General features: G+C 69.0%; 17 protein-coding genes. 14 read left to right on the top strand and 3 right to left on the bottom strand.

Annotated features, from left to right (window positions below; translation table 11 throughout):
* Positions 1-2 precede the first annotated feature (2 nt).
* Positions 3-665, bottom strand: coding sequence for a hypothetical protein (locus tag E6C70_RS05780; protein ID WP_136423089.1), 663 nt, complete (start codon positions 663-665; stop codon positions 3-5).
* On the opposite strand from E6C70_RS05780, the gene E6C70_RS05775 reads away from it, so the two are divergent.
* The 14 genes from E6C70_RS05775 (at position 664) to E6C70_RS05710 (ending at position 17,001) form a co-directional block, all read left to right on the top strand.
* Positions 664-1,908, top strand: coding sequence for an MFS transporter (locus tag E6C70_RS05775; RefSeq protein WP_136423087.1), 1,245 nt, complete (start codon positions 664-666; stop codon positions 1,906-1,908). The genes E6C70_RS05780 and E6C70_RS05775 overlap by 2 nt on opposite strands.
* A gap of 71 nt (positions 1,909-1,979) precedes the next feature.
* The gene (locus E6C70_RS05770; RefSeq protein ID WP_136423085.1) at positions 1,980-2,987 is read left to right on the top strand and encodes a sugar-binding transcriptional regulator; all 1,008 of its coding nucleotides are present in this window, start codon (positions 1,980-1,982) and stop codon (positions 2,985-2,987) included.
* Positions 2,984-3,988 carry a deoxyribose-phosphate aldolase gene (gene deoC / locus E6C70_RS05765; RefSeq protein ID WP_136423082.1) on the top strand — a complete coding sequence of 335 codons (1,005 nt, stop codon included), beginning with the start codon at positions 2,984-2,986 and terminating at the stop codon, positions 3,986-3,988. Before E6C70_RS05770 ends, deoC begins: the two co-directional genes overlap by 4 nt.
* A gap of 11 nt (positions 3,989-3,999) precedes the next feature.
* Positions 4,000-5,499 carry an aldehyde dehydrogenase family protein gene (locus E6C70_RS05760; protein WP_136423080.1) on the top strand — a complete coding sequence of 500 codons (1,500 nt, stop codon included), beginning with the start codon at positions 4,000-4,002 and terminating at the stop codon, positions 5,497-5,499.
* Positions 5,496-6,356 (top strand): aldehyde dehydrogenase family protein, encoded by an 861-nt coding sequence (locus E6C70_RS05755; RefSeq protein WP_136423078.1) that lies wholly within the window; start codon positions 5,496-5,498, stop codon positions 6,354-6,356. The genes E6C70_RS05760 and E6C70_RS05755 overlap by 4 nt, the downstream gene beginning before the upstream one ends.
* 51 nt (positions 6,357-6,407) lie before the next feature.
* Positions 6,408-6,641, top strand: a complete 234-nt coding sequence (locus E6C70_RS05750; RefSeq protein WP_136423076.1) for a hypothetical protein — start codon at positions 6,408-6,410, stop codon at positions 6,639-6,641.
* Positions 6,638-8,107 carry an SDR family oxidoreductase gene (locus E6C70_RS05745; protein WP_136423074.1) on the top strand — a complete coding sequence of 490 codons (1,470 nt, stop codon included), beginning with the start codon at positions 6,638-6,640 and terminating at the stop codon, positions 8,105-8,107. The genes E6C70_RS05750 and E6C70_RS05745 overlap by 4 nt, the downstream gene beginning before the upstream one ends.
* A gap of 413 nt (positions 8,108-8,520) precedes the next feature.
* On the top strand, positions 8,521-10,647 hold the full coding sequence (locus tag E6C70_RS05740) for a DEAD/DEAH box helicase (protein ID WP_136423072.1): 2,127 nt from the start codon (positions 8,521-8,523) through the stop codon (positions 10,645-10,647).
* A gap of 73 nt (positions 10,648-10,720) precedes the next feature.
* Entirely contained in the window at positions 10,721-11,752 is a 1,032-nt protein-coding gene (locus E6C70_RS05735; protein ID WP_136423070.1) for a 6-phosphofructokinase, read from the top strand.
* A gap of 2 nt (positions 11,753-11,754) precedes the next feature.
* Positions 11,755-12,231 (top strand): 8-oxo-dGTP diphosphatase, encoded by a 477-nt coding sequence (locus tag E6C70_RS05730; protein WP_168770860.1) that lies wholly within the window; start codon positions 11,755-11,757, stop codon positions 12,229-12,231.
* A gap of 143 nt (positions 12,232-12,374) precedes the next feature.
* Positions 12,375-13,556 carry an inorganic phosphate transporter gene (locus tag E6C70_RS05725; RefSeq protein WP_136423066.1) on the top strand — a complete coding sequence of 394 codons (1,182 nt, stop codon included), beginning with the start codon at positions 12,375-12,377 and terminating at the stop codon, positions 13,554-13,556.
* Positions 13,553-13,885, top strand: coding sequence for a peptidase (locus E6C70_RS05720; RefSeq protein ID WP_136423064.1), 333 nt, complete (start codon positions 13,553-13,555; stop codon positions 13,883-13,885). Before E6C70_RS05725 ends, E6C70_RS05720 begins: the two co-directional genes overlap by 4 nt.
* Before the next feature lie 47 nt (positions 13,886-13,932).
* A complete protein-coding gene (locus E6C70_RS05715) occupies positions 13,933-15,408 on the top strand; it encodes an NCS2 family permease (RefSeq protein WP_136423062.1) in 1,476 nt (491 codons plus the stop codon).
* A 90-nt stretch (positions 15,409-15,498) separates the two neighbouring features.
* Positions 15,499-17,001, top strand: coding sequence for an aspartate ammonia-lyase (locus E6C70_RS05710; protein ID WP_136423060.1), 1,503 nt, complete (start codon positions 15,499-15,501; stop codon positions 16,999-17,001).
* A 185-nt stretch (positions 17,002-17,186) separates the two neighbouring features.
* Here E6C70_RS05710 and E6C70_RS05705 read toward each other — a convergent pair whose 3' ends face one another.
* Both E6C70_RS05705 and E6C70_RS05700 read right to left on the bottom strand, forming a co-directional pair.
* Entirely contained in the window at positions 17,187-18,062 is an 876-nt protein-coding gene (locus E6C70_RS05705; RefSeq protein WP_136423058.1) for a fumarylacetoacetate hydrolase family protein, read from the bottom strand.
* Positions 18,063-18,148: 86 nt separating this feature from the next.
* Positions 18,149-18,922, bottom strand: coding sequence for a putative protein N(5)-glutamine methyltransferase (locus tag E6C70_RS05700; RefSeq protein WP_136423056.1), 774 nt, complete (start codon positions 18,920-18,922; stop codon positions 18,149-18,151).
* Between the last annotated feature and the right edge of the window lie 43 nt (positions 18,923-18,965).

Genomic DNA, 18,965 nt, shown 5'->3' with positions numbered 1-18,965 from the left:
CGTCAGGGCATCCCGGGGGCGCGGTCGCTGCGGCCGTAGAGGAACCGGAGGATGTTCTCGGCGGTGTCGGCCATCTCGGGTCCGCGGCCGAAGCTCCAGTCCGCGTCCGTCGCGGTGAGGGTGCGACCCCGTACGACTGCCGTGATCTCGGTGGGAGCGGCGAGGGCGCGTCGCAGTGCGACGGCTCCCGATGCGGTCGGACGCATGTGCAGGCGCGCGCCGAGGCCGCCGCCGATGTCGAGCGCTCCCACCGTGGCGATCGCCAGTTCGCGGATGCCGGTGCGCCCGCGCCCGGCGGCCTTGTCCTCGGCGATGCCCAGCAGCGAGGCGATCAGTTCGTCGGTCGATGCTGAAGCCGCCCGACGGGCGAGCGACTCGGCGGCAGCGCGCGAGCGGAACGCGTTCTCGGCGGTGGCGAAGGCGATGGTGCGAACGAGTTCGCCCGTCGGCGTGCCGAGACGCCCGACGAGATAGCCGACGCTCTCGCGCACCGACCAGCCGCGGTTCAGGCTGGGGGCCTCCCAGGCGCTCTCGGGGCGACCGTCGAGGAGGGATGCCGTCGCGCGAAGCAGGCCGGCGATGTCCTGGCCCCAGTGCGACGTCACCTGCGACTCGTCCTGCGGGGGCCGGTAGCTGAGCGGAAGGTAGCGCGCGAAGTCCGCCATGGCGCCCAGCCTAGACTGGATCGGTGACGCTGAATCCGCCCCGACCTCTGTGGGCCCCGGACGGTCGCTCGCACTCGCCGGCATCCTGCTGGTCGCGCTCAATCTCCGCTCCGCAGTGGCCAACCTCTCGCCCATCATCAGTGAGATCCGGGCCGACATCGGTCTGCCGGTGTGGGTCGTCGGGGTGCTCGGCATGCTTCCGCCCGTGTGCTTCGCTATTTTCGGAGTGTTCGCACCCGTGCTCACGCGTCGCTTCGGGCTCGAGGTCATGGTCATCGTCGCGCTCGCCGCGATCACCCTCGGTCACCTCGCCCGTGGCCTCGCGCCCAGCCAACTCTGGCTGATGCTCGGCAGTGTCCTCGCGTTCGCTGGCCTCGGCATCGGCAACGTGCTCCTGCCGCCGCTGGTGAAGAAGTACTTCCCCGACCGCATCGGGTTGGTCACCTCCATCTACGTCGTCCTCCTGTCCATCTCGACGACCCTGCCGGCCATCCTCGCCGTACCGATCGCCGACAGCTCGAGTTGGCGGGTGTCGCTGGGCATGTGGGCGATCTTCGGGGTGCTCGCTCTCATCCCGTGGGTCAGCCTCGTCGTCCGCCATCGGACGGGCACCCCCGCGGATCAGCCGGATGAGGCGGACGCCGTCGTCATCGGCCGGTTGTGGCGCTCGCCACTGGCCTGGGCGATGGCCATCGTCTTCGGCACATCGTCGCTGAACGCCTACGCGATGTTCGCGTGGATGCCGCAGATGCTGCACGACATCGCCGGCAGCACGCCGACGCAGGCCGGGGCGCTGCTCTCGCTCTACGCCATCATGGGGCTGCCTGCGGGACTGCTGGTCCCGTGGTTGGCGACACGGATGGGGCAGCGTGTCGGGCTGCTCGTCTATGCCGGGGTCGCCTTCTTCCTCATCGGCGACCTGGGACTGCTGCTCATCCCGGGAACGGCGACCTGGCTCTGGGTCGCGTTCGCCGGCCTCGGCCCGCTGCTGTTCCCCCTGGCGCTCGTGCTCATCAACCTCCGCTCGCGCACCCACGCGGGTTCGGTCGCGCTCAGCGGATTCACCCAGGGAGTCGGCTACACCTTCGGCGCGCTCGGGCCGCTCCTGGTCGGATACCTCCACGAGGTGAGCGGCGGATGGACCGTTCCGCTGATCTTCCTCGGCGTCATCGCGCTCGGCGCGGCGTTCGCCGGGGCGGTCGTGGCACGCCCGCACATGATCGAAGACGAGCAGCGCTCCTGACCTCCCTGCTCATATGAGCAATGACGCGCACGAGTGTTGAGACGAGCAGCGCAGGTGCTTAGGCTGGTCGGGTGGTCGCCTCCGATGAACTCCTCAGCATCCGCGCGGCGGAGCTGTACTACGAGGAGGACAAGACCCAGGACGAGATCGGCCAGGTCCTGCGGCTGACCCGCTGGAAGGTCGGGCGGCTGCTGGCCCAGGCGAAAGCCAACGGCTTCATCCGCATCGAGATCGTCCATCCGCGAGCCCGTCGCCTGCCGATCGAACGCCGCCTGCGCGACGAGCTCGGCCTCCGCGACGCCATCGTCGTCTCCTCTGCCGGCGTCCACGGCGAGGACGAGTTGCAGTCACGCACCGCGCAGGCCGCGGCCGACTACCTCACCTCACTGCGCCCGGTCCCGCGAGCCCTCGGCATCTCCTGGGGTCGCACGTTGTTCGAGGTCTCCCAGCACCTGCGTGACGGATGGGCCGCCGGCGTCAACGTCGTGCAGATCAACGGCGGGGTGAGCCTCAACAAGCGGGCGGGCACGGCGGCCACCACCGCCGTATCGATCGCGCACAAGGGCGGGGGCAGCGCCACCCTGCTGCCGAGCCCCGCCATCCTCGAACGCCTCGAGACCAAGGAGGCGATCGAGAACGACCGTGCGGTCTCCGCCGTGCTCGAGCTGGCGGCATCCGCCTCGGCCTACCTGTTCAGCGCCGGCGCGGCCGACGACAACTCCGTTCACATCGACAGCGGTTACCTCACGGCCGACGATGTGCAGGAACTCGTGCGCAAGGGCGCCGTGGGAGATGTCGTGGGGCGCTACATCGACGCGGACGGCAACATCGTGGACCCGGGCCTCGACGCGCGCACCATCGGCCTGGGACTCGACCGACTGCGGGCGTCGCCGACGAGCATCGCCGTGATCTCCGGAAGCGCCAAGCATGCCGTCGCCGCCGCGGTCGTGCGCAGCCACCTGTGCAGTGTGCTCATCACCGACGAGGAGACCGCGCTCAGCCTGCTCGATGAGCCGTCGCCGCACCGAACGGCAGATCCCCTCCATCCCGCTCAGCATTCTCTGAAGGACACACCATGACGCTCACCCAGATCGTCCAGGGCGAGCGCTCGCTCGCCGTGATCGGCGGGGAGGCGACGGACGCCAACCTGCGTCGCTACCTGCACGGCATTCCCGGCGTGGACGCCGTCGGCCTGGAGCAACGTGCCGCCGGGCTGGGCACGCGGTCCATCAAGACCACGTCGAAGGCGTGGGCGCTCGATCGCATCATCGGGCTGATCGACCAGACCACGCTCGAAGGAGCGGACACTCCTGGCAAGGTGCGCTCGCTCGTCGCGAAGGCCGTCACCCCCGACCCGGCCGATCCCACCTGCCCAAGCACGGCCGCCGTCTGCGTGTACGGCGACATGGTCCCGTTCGCCGTCGAGGCCCTCGGCAGCGCGCGCGGCGACCCCGAGAAGGGCGGCGTCGCCGTCGCCGCGGTCGCGACCGCCTTTCCGAGCGGCCGCGCATCCCTCGCCGTCAAGCTCGCCGACACCGCGGATGCGGTTGCGGCAGGCGCCGACGAGATCGACATGGTGATCGACCGGGGCGCGTTCCTCGCCGGTCGCTACGGCATGGTCTACGACGAGATCGTCGCCGTCAAGGAGGCCTGCCGCCGAACGGATGGCACGTCCGCCCACCTCAAGGTCATCCTCGAGACCGGCGAGCTCAACACCTACGACAACGTGCGTCGCGCCTCGTGGCTCGGCATCCTCGCGGGCGGCGACTTCATCAAGACGTCCACCGGAAAGGTCGCACCGGCCGCGACGCTCCCCGTCACCCTGCTCATGCTGGAGGTCGTCCGCGACTGGCGACGGATGACCGGAGAGCGCGTCGGGGTGAAGCCCGCGGGCGGCATCCGTTCGTCGAAGGACGCCATCAAATACCTCGTGACCGTCGCCGAGACGGTGGGGGAGGAATGGCTCACGCCGTCGCTGTTCCGCTTCGGAGCCTCGAGCCTCACCAATGACGTTCTGCTGCAGCGCCAGAAGCTGGCGACCGGCCACTACTCCGGCCCCGACTACGTGACGATCGACTGAGAGCTCCGACCATGACATTCCTCGACTACGCCCCGGCGCCCGAGTCGCGCTCCATCCTCGACCTGCGCAGCGACTACGGCCTCTTCATCGACGGTGAGTGGCGCGCCGGCCGCGGCACCCCGTTCGCCTCGATCTCGCCGGCCACGGAGGAGCACATCGCCTCCATCGCCTCGGCGAACGAGGCCGACGTCGACGCGGCGGTCTCTGCGGCACGCCGCGCCTACGAGAAGACCTGGTCGCGGATGTCGGGTGCCGACCGCGGAAAGTACCTCTTCCGCATCGCCCGCCTCGTACAGGAGCGCGCCCGCGAGCTCGCGGTGGCCGAGAGCCTCGACAACGGCAAGCCCATCAAGGAGAGCCGCGATGTCGACGTGCCGCTCGTGGCCGCCTGGTTCTTCTACTACGCCGGATGGGCCGACAAGCTCGACCACGCCGGCCTCGGGGCGGCGCCATCCGCGCTCGGTGTCGCCGCTCAGGTGATCCCGTGGAACTTTCCGCTGCTCATGCTGGCATGGAAGATCGCGCCGGCGCTCGCGGCGGGCAACACCGTCGTCCTCAAGCCCGCCGAGACCACCCCGCTCACCGCCCTGCTGTTCGCGGACATCGTGCGTCAGGCCGGCCTTCCCGCCGGTGTCGTCAACATCATCACCGGAGCGGGCGAGACGGGTGCCGCGCTGGTCGCGCACCCCGACGTCGACAAGGTCGCCTTCACGGGTTCCACGGCCGTCGGTCGCGCCATCGCCAAGACGGTTGCGGGAACGCACAAGCGCCTCACGCTGGAGCTCGGCGGCAAGGCCGCCAACATCGTGTTCGACGACGCTCCGATCGACCAGGCCGTCGAGGGCATCGTCAACGGCATCTTCTTCAACCAGGGCCACGTGTGCTGCGCCGGCAGCCGCCTGCTGGTGCAGGAGTCCATCCACGACGAGGTGGTCGATCGACTGAAGGATCGGCTCTCCACGCTCCGCCTCGGCGACCCGCTCGACAAGAACACCGACATCGGAGCGATCAACTCGCGCGAGCAGCTCGACCGCATCCGCGAACTCAGCGCGGTGGGGGAGGCCGAGGGCGCCGAGCGCTGGACCGCCGAGTGCGCCATCCCCGACAACGGCTTCTGGTTCGCCCCGACCATCTTCACCAACGTGTCGACCAGCAGCCGCATCGCTCGCGAGGAGATCTTCGGTCCGGTGCTCTCGGTGCTGACGTTCAGAACACCCGCCGAGGCGATAGCGAAGGCGAACAACACGCCGTACGGCCTCTCGGCCGGCATCTGGAGCGACAAGGGCAGCCGCATCCTGGCTGTCGCCGACCAGCTGCGGGCGGGAGTGGTGTGGGCGAACACGTTCAACCGGTTCGACCCGGCGAGCCCGTTCGGCGGCTACAAGGAGTCGGGCTACGGACGCGAGGGTGGCGTGCACGGGCTCGCCGCCTATCTGAAGCCCGGCTCGAGCGCTCTCGCCGCGCCGGCCACCCGATCTCAGAAGGCCGCACGGAAGGGGGCTGCGAAGTGACCCGCCTCGCCGTGCCGAAGACCTACAAGCTCTACATCGGCGGAAAGTTCCCGCGCTCGGAGTCGGGTCGCGTCTACGAGGTGGCGAGTGCATCCGGCTCGTTCCTCGCCAACGCCGCGCAGGCCTCCCGCAAGGATGCCCGTGACGCCGTCGCCGCCGCCCGAGCGGCTGTCGGCGGATGGTCGGGCACGACCGCCTACAACCGCGGACAGGTGCTCTACCGCATCGCCGAACTCCTGGAGGGCCGTCGAGCGCAGTTCGTCAGCGAGGTCGCCGACGCCGAGGGCGTGACCACCGCTGCTGCCACCGCGCAGGTCGACACGGCGATCGACCGCTGGGTCTGGTACGCCGGATGGGCCGACAAGTACGCGCAGGTCGCGGGCAACGGCAATCCCGTCGCCGGCCCGTACTTCAACATCTCCGTACCGGAACCGACGGGCGTGGTCGCCGTCATCGCTCCGCAGGACTCGTCCCTGCTCGGCTTCGTCTCGGCGCTCGCTCCCGCACTCGTCGCGGGCAACACCGTGGTGATCGTGGCCAGCCAGTCGATGCCACTGCCCGCGATCAGCCTGTCCGAGGTGCTCGCCACGAGCGACGTTCCGGGTGGGGTCGTGAACATCCTCACCGGTTCTCCCGCCGAGATCGCGCCGTGGCTCGCCAGCCATGCCGATGTGAACGCCATCGACCTCGTCGGCGCAGGGGACCTCGACTGGGTGGCGCTCCAGATCGACGCGGCAGAGACCCTCAAGCGCGTCCTCGCGCCCGAGAACGGTCCGGATGCCGCGGCGCCCGCCCTGTCACGCATCACGGCGTTCACCGAGACGAAGACGGTGTGGCACACGAAGGGCCTGCTGTAGGACGAGCGCAACCCCCACGGAGCTCCCGGCGGCGCGGCCTACCATCCCGACATGTCATCCGGAGCACCAGACCAGCGTGGCCGACTGCAGAGCGACCCGTTCGACTACCGCGTCACCGGTGGTGAGCAGGTGATCGTCGCGCGCGGCGGTCGTACCATCGTCACCATCCGCGGTGCGGCAGCGGCGAAGCTGATCACCTCGCTCGCGTCCGCTGACGAGCGGGGCGCGCAGATGCTCCTGGCCAAGGCGACGGGCAACTACAAGCACGGGAACGAGCGACGATGAACGACGAGAAGCTCGCACTGGTCACCGGGGCCACCGGCTACATCGGAGGACGGCTCGTTCCCCGGCTGCTCGGCGCGGGCTTCCGCGTGCGCGTGCTGGCACGGACTCCGGAGCGGCTGACGGATGCGCCGTGGGCCGATGAGGTGGAGATCGTGGAGGGCGACCTCGGCGATGCTCGGGTCGCCGAGCAGGCCATGACGGATGTCGACGTGCTCTACTACCTCGTGCACTCGATGGGCGGCAGCGGCGACTTCGAGCAGCGCGAGCGTGAGATCGCGCAGACCGCGGCGGACGCGGCTGCCTCGGCGGGCGTGAAGCGCATCGTCTACCTCGGCGGCCTGCACCCCGCAGGCGTCGAGCTCTCCCGGCACCTGCGCTCCCGCCGGGAGGTCGGCAGCATCCTGCTCGCGAGCGGCGTGCCGACCATCGTGCTGCAGGCCGGAGTCGTGATCGGATCGGGATCGACGTCGTTCGAGATGATCCGTCACCTCACCGAAGTGCTTCCCTACATGCCCGCGCCGCAATGGGTGCGCAACCGCATCCAGCCCATCGCGGTCCGCGATGTCATGTACTACCTGATCGCCGCTGCGGACGTCCCGGCCGACGTCAATCGCGCGTTCGACATCGGTGGCCCCGATGTTCTCCGGTACGGGCAGCTGATGAACGGATACGCCGTCGAAGCCGGCCTCCCGCAGCGTCCCATCGCGGCGCTGCCCGTCCTCACCCCGTGGCTCGCCTCCCAATGGGTCAACCTCGTCACTCCGATTCCGCGTCGCCTCGCCGTGCCCATCATCGAGTCGCTGCAGCATCCGTGCGTCATGCTCGACCACGACATCGACGCCGTCATCCCGCCGCCCGCCGAGGGTCTCATCGGATACCGGGAGTCCGTGCGCCTCGCCCTGGCCCGCGAGCAGGCCGGCGAAGTGGAGACGAGCTGGCGCGACTCCGCTGTGGCCGGAGTGCCGAGCGACCCGCTGCCGAGCGACCCCGACTGGGCGGGCTCGACGGTCTACACGGATGTGCGGGAGGCACGCTCGCCGGCGACCACCGAGCAGCTGTGGAAGGTCATCGAGGGCGTCGGCGGCGAGAACGGCTGGTACTCGCTGCCGCCGGCGTGGGCACTGCGCGGCTGGTTCGACAAGCTCGTCGGGGGAGTCGGGCTCAGCCGCGGTCGCCGGAGCGCGACGCACCTGAACACGGGCGACGCCTTGGATTTCTGGCGCGTGGAGCGCATCGAGCGCGGACACCTGCTGCGTCTGCGCGCTGAGATGCGGGTGCCAGGCCTGGCGTGGCTCGAGATGAGCGCCGAACCCGACGGCGACGGTTCGCGTTACCACCAACGCGCCGTCTACTTTCCGCACGGACTGCTCGGTCGGGCCTACTGGTGGGCGATCTGGCCCTTCCACGGCGTCATCTTCTCGGGAATGGCACGTCGCATCACCGAGACCGCCGCCCGCCAGGCCTGACTCCCGCCCGTCGTGCCCCCTGCTCGCGCGGTGCAATAACGCGCATCCCGCGCCGCAACAGTGCCATAACGCGCATCGCTCGCGAGGCGTGCCGCGTCGGTGCCACAGCGCGCATCCGCCGCCGGGAGGCACGCCGCAACAGTGCCATAACGCGCATCCCGCGCCGCAACAGTGCCATAACGCGCATCCGCCCGCCAGCGCGACCCGGGTGACACCAGAACCCCCAAAACGTAACCGTTCATCGACCCCGCCGCGAGTGGAGTAATATGGACGTGCGTCGACAGACCCCGTCATCGTCTCGACCGCGCTTCACGCGCGTTGCTTGAGTCAGGGTCACGACGCGAGGTTTCGCATCCGTCCTCCTCTTCGGCGAGGGGGAGTGCGATGCACCGGGCTTCACGACATGGAGGACAATGCCCGATCAGCGAACCGCGCGGAGCCGCACACGCTCGCGCGACGACGACGCCCCGATCATCCCGATCCTCGCGCGCAAGGTGCGCGAGGTCGAGGCCAAGGCGCAGGGCGGCAAGCTCGGCCCCACCAACCGCACCAAGTACCAGGTGATCGCGCTGCTCATGCGTGAGGAGCGGGCTCGAGTGAAGGCCGACGCCGACATTCCGGATGCCGCCCGCGCCGAGCTGCTCAAGCGCCTCGACGGGATCGCGCAGATCCTCGCCAAGACCGCCGCCCGCGACACCAGTCTCATCAGCCTGCTCGAGGCGGATGCCGGCGTCTCCACGGTGGCGCAGCGCTTCCGGCGGGACTGGCTGCTCGAGTCGGGTGCCGCGCTCAGCCCCGACGAGCTCATCATCACCCGCGAGCCCGAGGCCAAGCCCGTCCTCGCCGAGAACCAGGTCATCCCGCAGTCGGTCAAGGCGCGACAGCTCGCCAACCCGTTCCTCGCGCCCGACCTCTCGCGCCCGGCGACACCCACGGTCTCACCGCGACGGCTGGCGAACTGGGAGCTATTAGGTCCGCTGTTCAAGTCGTTCGAGTACGGCGCTGGCGGCCAGGCGGCCACCATGGACCTTCCGGATGCCCCGAAGCTCGATCGCCTCTCGCCCAAGGGCATGGAGATCATGCGCCACCAGGCGCGCTTCGTCGAGAGCGTCCGCCGTGGGCACCGCAGCTTCCTGCTCGCCGACGAGCCCGGCCTCGGCAAGACCGCCGAGAGCGTGCTGGCCGCATCCGTCGCCGACGCCTACCCGCTCCTGGCCGTCGTGCCCAACGTCGTGAAGATGAACTGGGCGCGCGAGGTCGAGCGGTGGACGCCGCATCGCCGCGCGACCGTCATCCACGGCGACGGAGACACCCTCGACGCGTTCGCCGACGTCGTCGTGGTCAACTACGACGTTCTCGACCGGCACATGGCTTGGCTCGGCACGCTCGGGTTCAAGGGAATGGTCGTCGACGAGGCGCACTTCATCAAGAACCTGCAGTCTCAGCGTTCGCGTAACGTGCTGGCGCTCTCGGAGCGCATCCGCCGGACGGCACCGGGCGGCGACCCGCTGCTGCTGGCTCTCACCGGTACCCCGCTCATCAACGACGTCGACGACTTCCGTGCGATCTGGCAGTTCTTGGGCTGGATCGACGGCGACCGGCCGGCCCCAGAGCTCATGGCGAAGCTCGAGGAGAACGGGCTGACGCCGGCCGATCAGGGCTTCTACTCCGAGGCGCGAGCCGCGGTCATCGACATGGGGATAGTTCGTCGCCGCAAGGTCGACGTCGCCGCCGACCTGCCGGCCAAGCGCATCGCCGACCTTCCCGTCGAACTCGATGACGACCTCGGGCGCAGCATCCGTTCCGCGGAGCGCGAACTCGGCTACCGTCTGCGCGACCGCTTCACCTCCCTGCTCTCCTCGCGCGGTGTCAGCCTGGGCGAGCTCGACGAGGATCAGTTCGATTCCTACGTGCGAGCGGTCGCCCATGCCGAGCTCGAGGAGTCGAAGGCTGCCAAGACCGGCGAGAACGTGTTCACGATGGTGCGCAAGATCGGTCAGGCCAAGGCCGCACTCGCCGCGGACTACGCTGCACAGCTGGCGCGATCGGTGGGCAAGGTGGTCTTCTTCGCCAAGCACATCGACGTGATGGACACGGCGGAGGAGATCCTCGCGAAGGGCGGCCTCCGCACCGTCTCCCTCCGCGGCGACCAGACGGCGTTGGCCCGTCAGGACGCCATCGACCGGTTCAACAACGACCCCGAGATCTCGGTGGCGGTGTGCTCGCTCACCGCAGCGGGCGTCGGCGTCAACCTGCAGGCGTCCTCCAACGTCGTGCTCGCCGAGCTCAGCTGGACGGCCGCCGAGCAGACCCAGGCGATCGACCGCGTGCACCGCATCGGGCAGGACGAGCCGGTGACGGCGTGGCGCATCATCGCGGCTCACACCATCGACGCGAAGATCGCCGAGCTCATCGACGCGAAGCAGGGCCTCGCCGCACGCGCCCTCGACGGCTCCGACGTCGACGTCACCTCGGCGGACTCCGTGCAGCTCGATGCCCTGCAGCACCTGCTCCGTCAGGCCATAGCCGGTTCCCTATAGACTCCCGAGAACGCACCACCCGCCCCGATGACGTGGCGCTGACCGACCCGGCAATCGAGGAGCAGCACCTGCAATGAAGATCGGAATCCTGACGAGCGGCGGGGACTGCCCCGGCCTCAATGCGGTCATCCGCGGCGCGGTCCTGCGCGGCGTCATCTCGCACGAGGCGGAGTTCGTCGGGTTCCGTTGGGGCTGGCGCGGAGTGGTCCAGGGCGACATCGTCCCCCTTCCCCGGCAGGAGGTGCGGGGCCTGTCCCGTCAGGGCGGAACCATCCTGCACTCGAGCCGCACGAATCCGTTCGAGGGCGAGGGCGGTGGCCCCGAGAACATCCAGCGCATGCTCGACGAGAACGGCATCGACGCCATCATCGCGATCGGTGGGGAGGGCACTCTCACCGCCGCCCGCCGCCTGGTCGATGAGGGTGGCATCAACGTGGTCGGCGTCCCGAAGACGATCGACAACGATCTCGCCGCCACCGACTACTCGTTCGGCTTCGACACGGCCGTCGAGATCGCCACGGAGGCCATCGACCGGCTGCGCACGACCGCCGACTCGCACGGCCGCTGCATGGTCGTCGAGGTCATGGGCCGGCACGTCGGCTGGATCGCTTTGCACTCCGGCATGGCGGGCGGCGCCCACGCCATCCTGATTCCCGAGCAGCCGATGTCGATCGACGAGATCTGCCACTACGTCGAGAGCGTCCGCGATCGTGGACGCGCCCCCGTCATCGTCGTCGCCGAGGGGTTCAAGCTCACCGACATGGAGGCCGAGCACTCCCACAAGGGCCTCGACGCGTTCAACCGTCCGCGTCTCGGCGGCATCGCCGAACTCCTGGCTCCCATGATCGAGGCACGCACCGGCATCGAGTCGCGCGACACCGTGCTCGGCCACATCCAGCGCGGCGGAGCGCCGTCGGCTTACGACCGCGTGCTCGCCACGCGCCTGGGAATGGCCGCCGTCGACGCCGTGAAGGACCAGGCATGGGGCGAGATGGTGACCCTGCGGGGAACGGATATCGCGCGCGTGTCCATCCGCGAGGCCACCGGCAACCTCAACACCGTGCCGCAGTCGCGGTACGACGAGGCCCGGGTGCTGTTCGGCTGATCGTGGCCTCCACCCTCCCGCAGGTGTGTGTGTGCTACCTGGTGACGACGGATGCCGCCGGCATGACCCGCGTCCTGCTCGGCCGCAAGAAGCTCGGCCTGGGCGAAGGGAAGTACGTCGGCCCCGGCGGCAAGCTCGAGCCGGGGGAGACCGCACGTGATGCCATCGCGCGCGAGGTGCTCGAGGAGGTCGGACTCGTCGTACGACCATCCTCGCTCGAGCGGCGAGGGTCGCTGCGCTACCACTTCCCCTCGCGTCCAGCGTGGAGTCAGGAGTCGACGGTGTTCGTCTGCCGCGACTGGACCGGGGATCCGACGGCATCCGACGAACTCGACCCCGAGTGGTTCTCGCTCGCCGACGTCCCGCTCGGGCTGATGTGGGATGACGCGCGGTTCTGGCTCCCCGGGGTGCTGGCCGGCGGATCCGTCGACCGGGAGTTCACCTTCGGTGACGACCTGTCCAGCGTCGTCCTCGCCTGAAGCGTCGTGAGGCGGCCTCAGGTTGACCGGATGCGCTGCGGATGTGAGTATCGAGGTGCCTCCACGCGTGCATGTCAACATCCGCACGGTGAACGTCCGGTGACATCTTCGCCGGGCAACCTACCTTCCAGAGAAAGACGCCGGTGGATCTCACCCTGATCGTCGTGCTGGTCATCGCACTGGCGCTGTTCTTCGACTTCACCAACGGCTTCCACGACACCGCGAATGCGATGGCAACCCCCATCGCGACCGGCGCCATGAAGCCCAAGGTGGCCGTCGGACTCGCCGCCATCCTCAACCTCGTCGGCGCGTTCCTGTCGACGGAGGTCGCCAAGACCATCTCGGGCGGCATCATCCGCGAGGGCAGCGGGGGAGTGCTCATCACCCCGGAGCTGATCTTCGCCGGACTCATCGGCGCCGTGGTGTGGAACATGTTCACCTGGTTGCTCGGCCTACCATCGAGTTCGAGCCACGCCCTGTTCGGCGGCCTGATCGGTGCAGCCATCGTGGGCGCGTGGAGTCTGGACCCCGTCGACTTCGGCGTGCTCCTGTCGAAGGTCATCATCCCCGCGGTCGCCGCGCCGTTGACGGCGGGACTCGTCGCGTTCACCGCCACCAAGCTCTCCTACCTCATCACGCGACGCTACGACGGCAAGCCCGACGGGCGCTCGGGGTTCCGCTTCGCCCAGATCTTCTCGTCATCGCTCGTCGCCCTGGCGCACGGCACCAACGATGCGCAGAAGACGATGGGCGTCATCACGCTCACGCTCGTGGCCGCCGGTGTGCAGGCCGACGGCAACGAGGTGGAGCCGTGGGTCATCATCAGCTGCGGCATCGCCATCGCGCTCGGCACCTACATGGGCGGATGGCGCATCATCAAGACCCTCGGCACCGGCCTCACCGACGTCAAGCCCGCTCAGGGGTTCAGCGCCGAGACGAGCACGGCCGCCACCATCCTCGCGTCCAGCCACCTCGGCTTCGCCCTCTCGACCACGCAGGTGGCATCCGGGTCCGTCATCGGATCGGGGCTCGGCCGACGCGGCTCGAAGGTGCGGTGGGGCACAGCCGGACGCATCGCCCTCGGATGGTTGCTGACCCTCCCGGCAGCTGCAGTCGTCGGCGGGCTCGCGGCACTGCTCGCGCACCTCGGCCCGGTGGGCATCGTGATCGACGCCATCATCGGCCTCGCGGTCATCGTCGCGATCTTCTGGGTCTCCCGCCGCAACGCGGTCTCGAGCCACAACGTCACGAGCGAGGTGGCCGCATCCGGTGCCGCCGTCAAGATCAAGCGCAATCCCAAGCCCAAACGAAAGGTGTCACTGTGATCGACTGGGGCGCTTTCCTCCTCGTCGCGCTGGCGGCGCTCATCGCCGCGTCCGTCGTCGTGAGCTCCTACTCGTTCGGCCTGCGCCTGCTGGCCCTCGGCGGCCGCGCGCCCGTCGTCGGACCGGCCGAGTTCACCGACGCCATCACCATCATCTCTCCCGCCGAGGCCAAGGCGATCGCCAAGCGCGCCAAGAAGGCGGCCAAGAAGAACCCGCTCACGGATGCGCAGAAGCGCGCCGCCCTCGTCGGTGCATACGCGTGCTTCACCATCAGCGCGCTCGCCGTTCTCTACGGCATCTACCTGATCGTGCCGTACTTCCACCGCTGAGGCGGTTGTTCACAATTCCGAAACGAACCGACCCCTAGGATCATGCTGTGAGTTCGACAGAGACAACCGAGACCGACGCCCCCGAGACGCCGGAGCCGCGCAGCCGCTTCGACGCCTTCTTCGAGATCACCAAGCGCGGTTCGACTCTCGGCACCGAGGTGCGCGGCGGCGTCGTGACCTTCGTCACGATGGCCTACATCGTCATCCTCAACCCCATCATCCTCAGCGGGGCCAAGGATGTCGCGGGCCACTCGCTCGCCTTCCCGCAGGTAGCCGCCGTCACAGCGCTCACCGCCGGGGTCATGACGATCCTGTTCGGCGTCATCGCCCGCCTGCCGTTCGCCTTCGCGGCCGGCCTCGGCATCAACTCCTTCCTCGCGGTCAGCGTGGTCGGCGGGGTGACCTGGCCCGAGGCGATGGGCCTCGTGCTCATCAACGGCCTCATTATCGTGCTGCTCGCGGCGACCGGTCTGCGGCGCCTCATCTTCAACGCGGTGCCGCTGCAGCTCAAGCTCGCCATCACCGTCGGCATCGGCCTGTTCATCGCTTTCATCGGCATGGTCGACGCCGGCTTCGTCACCTCGACGGGCGCGTCGTCCCCGCCCGTCGGCCTCGGAATCGCGGGCTCTGTGGCGACCTGGCCCACCCTCGTCTTCGTCTTCACCCTGCTGCTCACCGGCGTCCTCGTCGCCCGCAAGGTCAAGGGCGGCATCCTCATCGGCCTCGTCGTCGGAACCATCGTCGCCGTCATCGTCGAGGCGATCGGCCACTTCGGCCCGGCCTTCGCCAACGGCAAGGCGCACCCGGGCGGCTGGAGCCTCTCGGTCCCGACGCTCCCGTCGCAGTGGATCAGCCTTCCCGACCTCAGCCTCATCGGCCACTGGAGCTTCGGCAGCTTCGGGCGCATCGGCATCCTCGCCGCCGTCATGCTCGTCTTCACCCTCGTCTTCACCAACTTCTTCGACGCCATGGGCACCATGACGGGTCTCTCGAAGGAGGCCGGCCTCGCCGACGCCAAGGGCGACTTCCCACGGCTGCGCTCCGCGCTGATCGTGGAGGGTGCCGGAGCCGTCGCCGGTGGTTTCACGTCGAGCTCGTCCAACACGGTGTTCATCGAGTCGGGCGCGGGCATCGGTGAAGGCGCACGCACGGGTTTCGCCAACGTCGTGACGGGCGCGCTTTTCCTGCTGGCGATGTTCTTCACGCCGCTCACGTCGGTCGTGCCCTCCGAGGTGGCCGCCGCTGCGCTGGTCATCGTTGGAGCGCTCATGATGAGCCAGATCAAGGGCATCGACCTCAGCGACTTCTCGGTGCTGCTGCCCGTCTTCCTGACCGTCACGATCATGCCGTTGACCTACTCGATCGCCAACGGCATCGGCGCGGGCTTCATCTCGTGGGTCGTCATCCGCTCGCTCTCGGGCAAGGCGCGCGAGATCAGTCCGCTGCTGTGGATCGTCGCGGCCGGGTTCCTCATCTACTTCATGCGCGGACCCGTGGAGACCTGGCTGGGCGTCGCCGGCTAGCCCTGCGGACACCGGGGTGGCGCGCCCGGGTTAGGCTCGACGTGCGGCAACGAGGCCGCATCGAACCACCCACGGGAGATCCTTGTGAGCATGTCCACGTCCACCTCAGCCTCGGGCCGCCCGAGCCATCCGATCCTCCCGACGGCATCGCCGGGATTCCGGGTGGAGACGGATTCGCTCGGGTCGGTGGAGGTTCCCGAAGACGCCTACTGGGGAGTGCACACGCGGCGCGCACTCGACAACTTCCCGATCGCCAAGCGTCCCATCTCGGTCTATCCCGACCTCATCGTCGCCCTCGCCAGCGTCAAGCAGGCCGCGGCCAGGGCCAACCGCGAGGTCGGAGCCCTCTCGCCCGAGAAGGCCGCGTGGATCGACACGGCCTGCGAGCGCATCCGCAACGGAGCCCGACACGAGCAGTTCGTGGTCGGCGTCATCCAGGGCGGGGCCGGGACGTCCACCAACATGAACGCCAACGAGGTCATCGCCAACCTCGCCCTCGAGCTCGCCGGCTACGACAAGGGGCGTTACGACATCGTGCACCCCATCGACGACGTCAATCGCAGCCAGTCCACCAACGACACCTACCCGACCGCACTGAAGATCGCGCTGTCGTTCTCGTTGCGGCATCTGCTCGCCGAGCTGCAACTCCTGAGAGAGTCGTTCGCGCGCAAGGGCGAGGAGTTCGCGACGGTCCTCAAGGTGGGGCGGACCCAGTTGCAGGACGCCGTGCCGATGACGCTCGGCCAGGAGTTCCACGGCTACGCCACCACGCTCGGCGAGGACTACGACCGCCTGCAGGAGACCATCTGGCTGCTCTCCGAGGTGAACATCGGCGCGACCGCCATCGGAACGGGTATCACGGCCGATCCCAACTACGCGGCAGCGGCCATCCGTCACCTCAACGAGATCACCGGCCTCAGCCTCGAGGGCGCGCCCGACCTCATCGAGTCCACGAGTGACGCCGGTGCATTCATGTCATTCAGCGGCTCGCTCAAGCGCAGCGCCATCAAGCTGTCGAAGATCTGCAACGACCTGCGTCTGCTCTCGTCCGGTCCGCAAGCCGGATTCGGCGAGATCAACCTGCCGCCTGTTCAGGCAGGCTCGAGCATCATGCCCGGCAAGGTGAACCCTGTCATCCCCGAGGCTGTCAGCCAGGTGGCGTTCTCGATCGCGGGCGCGGATGTCACGGTCACCATGGCGGCCGAGGCGGGTCAGCTGCAACTGAACGCCTTCGAGCCGGTGATCGCCCACTCGCTGCTGCAGAGCCTGGCCTGGATGACGCAGGCGTGCTGGACGCTGCGCGTCAACTGCGTGGATGGCATCACGGCCAACGTCGATCGCCTGGCCGAGATGGTGGCGTCGAGCGTCGGAGTCATCACCGCACTCATCCCGTACATCGGCTACACCGCGGCGGCGACGCTCGCCAAGAGCGCGCTGCTGACGGGGCGCCCGGTCGCCGACCTCGTCGTCGAGTCGGGGCTGATGAGCCTCGAGGAGGTCACGGAGCACCTCTCCCCGAGCCGCCTCTCGGGGCTCGAGGTGGTCACCACGGCGACCCAGGCCCAGGAGAAGAAGGGCGAGCCCTCGGAGTAGCGGGCGGCGCGATCCGATTCAGGCGATCGCACGCTAGTCAGGCGCGAATCCACGAATCGCGCCTGATCAGCGAGTTATTGCCTGACGACGACGCGAGGTCTGGCCGTCGCACCTGTGAGTGGCGGGTTTCGGTACGCGGGCTCCTTCGTCGCGCGCTACTGAACCAGCGGGGGCGCGGGTTCGCGTCAGACGACGCGGCAGTGCGTCGTCAGGCTGCCGATGCCGCCGATCGAGATGGTGACGGTTGCGCCATCGCGCAGGAAGACCGGTGGCTTGCGAGAGTACCCCGCACCGCCGGGGCTGCCGGTCGAGATGAGCGTGCCCGCCGGGATGGTGGCCGACCGGGAGAGGTAGGAGATGATCTCGGCGACGGAGCGCACCATCTCCGAACTCGACGCATCCTGCAGGATGCGGCCGTCGAGGTTGGTGGTGAGCCAGACGTCCTGGGGATCCGGAACCTCGTCGGCCGTGACGACGACCGGCCCGTTGGGGGTGAAACCGTCGAACGACTTGCACCGCGACCACTGCGCCTCGCTGAACTGCAGGTTGCGAGCGGTGATGTCGTTGACGACCGTGTAGCCCCAGACGTGGTCGAGGGCATCGCGCACCGAGACATCCCGAGCGGGCTTGCCGATGATGACGCCGAGCTCCGCCTCGTAGTCGACCTCGCTGCTCATCTCGCCGGGCCAGCTCGTGGTCGCATCGTGGCCGGTGAGCGAGTTCGGCCACAGGGAGAACACGGTCATCGCGGTCTCGGATCGCAGCTTCAGCTCCGAGGAGTGCGCCGCGTAGTTGGCGCCGATGGCGAGCACGTGCGGAGGCCGGAGGACTGCTGACGCATGCCGCAGCGTCGAGACCGGCACCAGATCGAGACCGGATGCCTGCGCCTGAGCGACATAGGCACGCACCTCGGCCAGGCCGGGATCGCCGCGTTCGATGAGCTCCTGCAGATCGGCGGGCGCGTCGGGCATGACGTCGGCGAGGAAGAGCGCTCCGTCGTCGATCACGACGGAGAATCGCACCAGCGATTCACCCTCGACCCGGAGATGCGCGAACTTCACGTCTTCAGGCTATCGGCCGAGGGCTGTGCGACGGTTGTGGATGAGGCGCACCCGTGCAGGACATCGTTGGAGGATGCCGCAACGCATCACGGAGCGATGCCCACCACCACGGTGGCGTCGAGCTCGTCATCCGTGACGGTGCGAGCCCGCAGTCCGTTGACCGCGAAAAGCTCGAGCGCCGCCTCGACCTGACGTTCCGCCACCTCGATCACGAGCGTGCCGCCGGGCGCGAGCCATTCGACCGCGTGGGCCGCGATGCGCCGGTGGACGTCGAGCCCGTCTCCGCCTCCGTCGAGGGTGATGAGCGGCTCGCTCTCGCGCGCCTCGGGCGGCATCAGCCGGATCTCGTCGGTCGGCACGTACGGGGCGTTGACCGCCAACACGGCGACGCGGCCCCGGAGCTCACTCGGCAGGGCGGCGAACAGGTCTCCCTCGAACACCCGCTCGGCCGGAAGGTTGCGCCGGGCCACCCGGACCGCCGCCGGGTCGACGTCCGCCGCGAAGACCTCGGCGGAGGGAACGGATGCGGCCAACGCCGCTCCGATCGCGCCCGACCCACAGCACAGATCGACGACGACGCAACCGGGACGGGCCGCGGCGATCGCCTCGCGGGCCAGCAGCTCCGTTCGCCGCCGCGGAACGAACACGCCGGACTCCACAGCGACGCGGAGCCCGGCGAACTCCGCCCAGCCCACGATCACCTCGACCGGCTCGCCCGCCACTCGACGGTCGATGAGCGACGCGAGTTCGGCATCCGTCGCGGCAGCTTCCATGATGATGGCGGCCTCGTCCTCGGCGAAGACGCATCCGGCGGCGCGGAGGCGCGCGGCGACTTCGGCAGGAGTGGGCATCGCTGGCATGCTACCGGTCGGTGATTGAGGTCAGGGCATGCCGCCGGTCGGG

The organism is Orlajensenia flava (assembly GCF_004801905.1).
Classification (GTDB): Bacteria; Actinomycetota; Actinomycetes; order Actinomycetales; family Microbacteriaceae; genus Orlajensenia; species Orlajensenia flava.
This window is presented reverse-complemented; position numbering and strand designations above follow the sequence as displayed.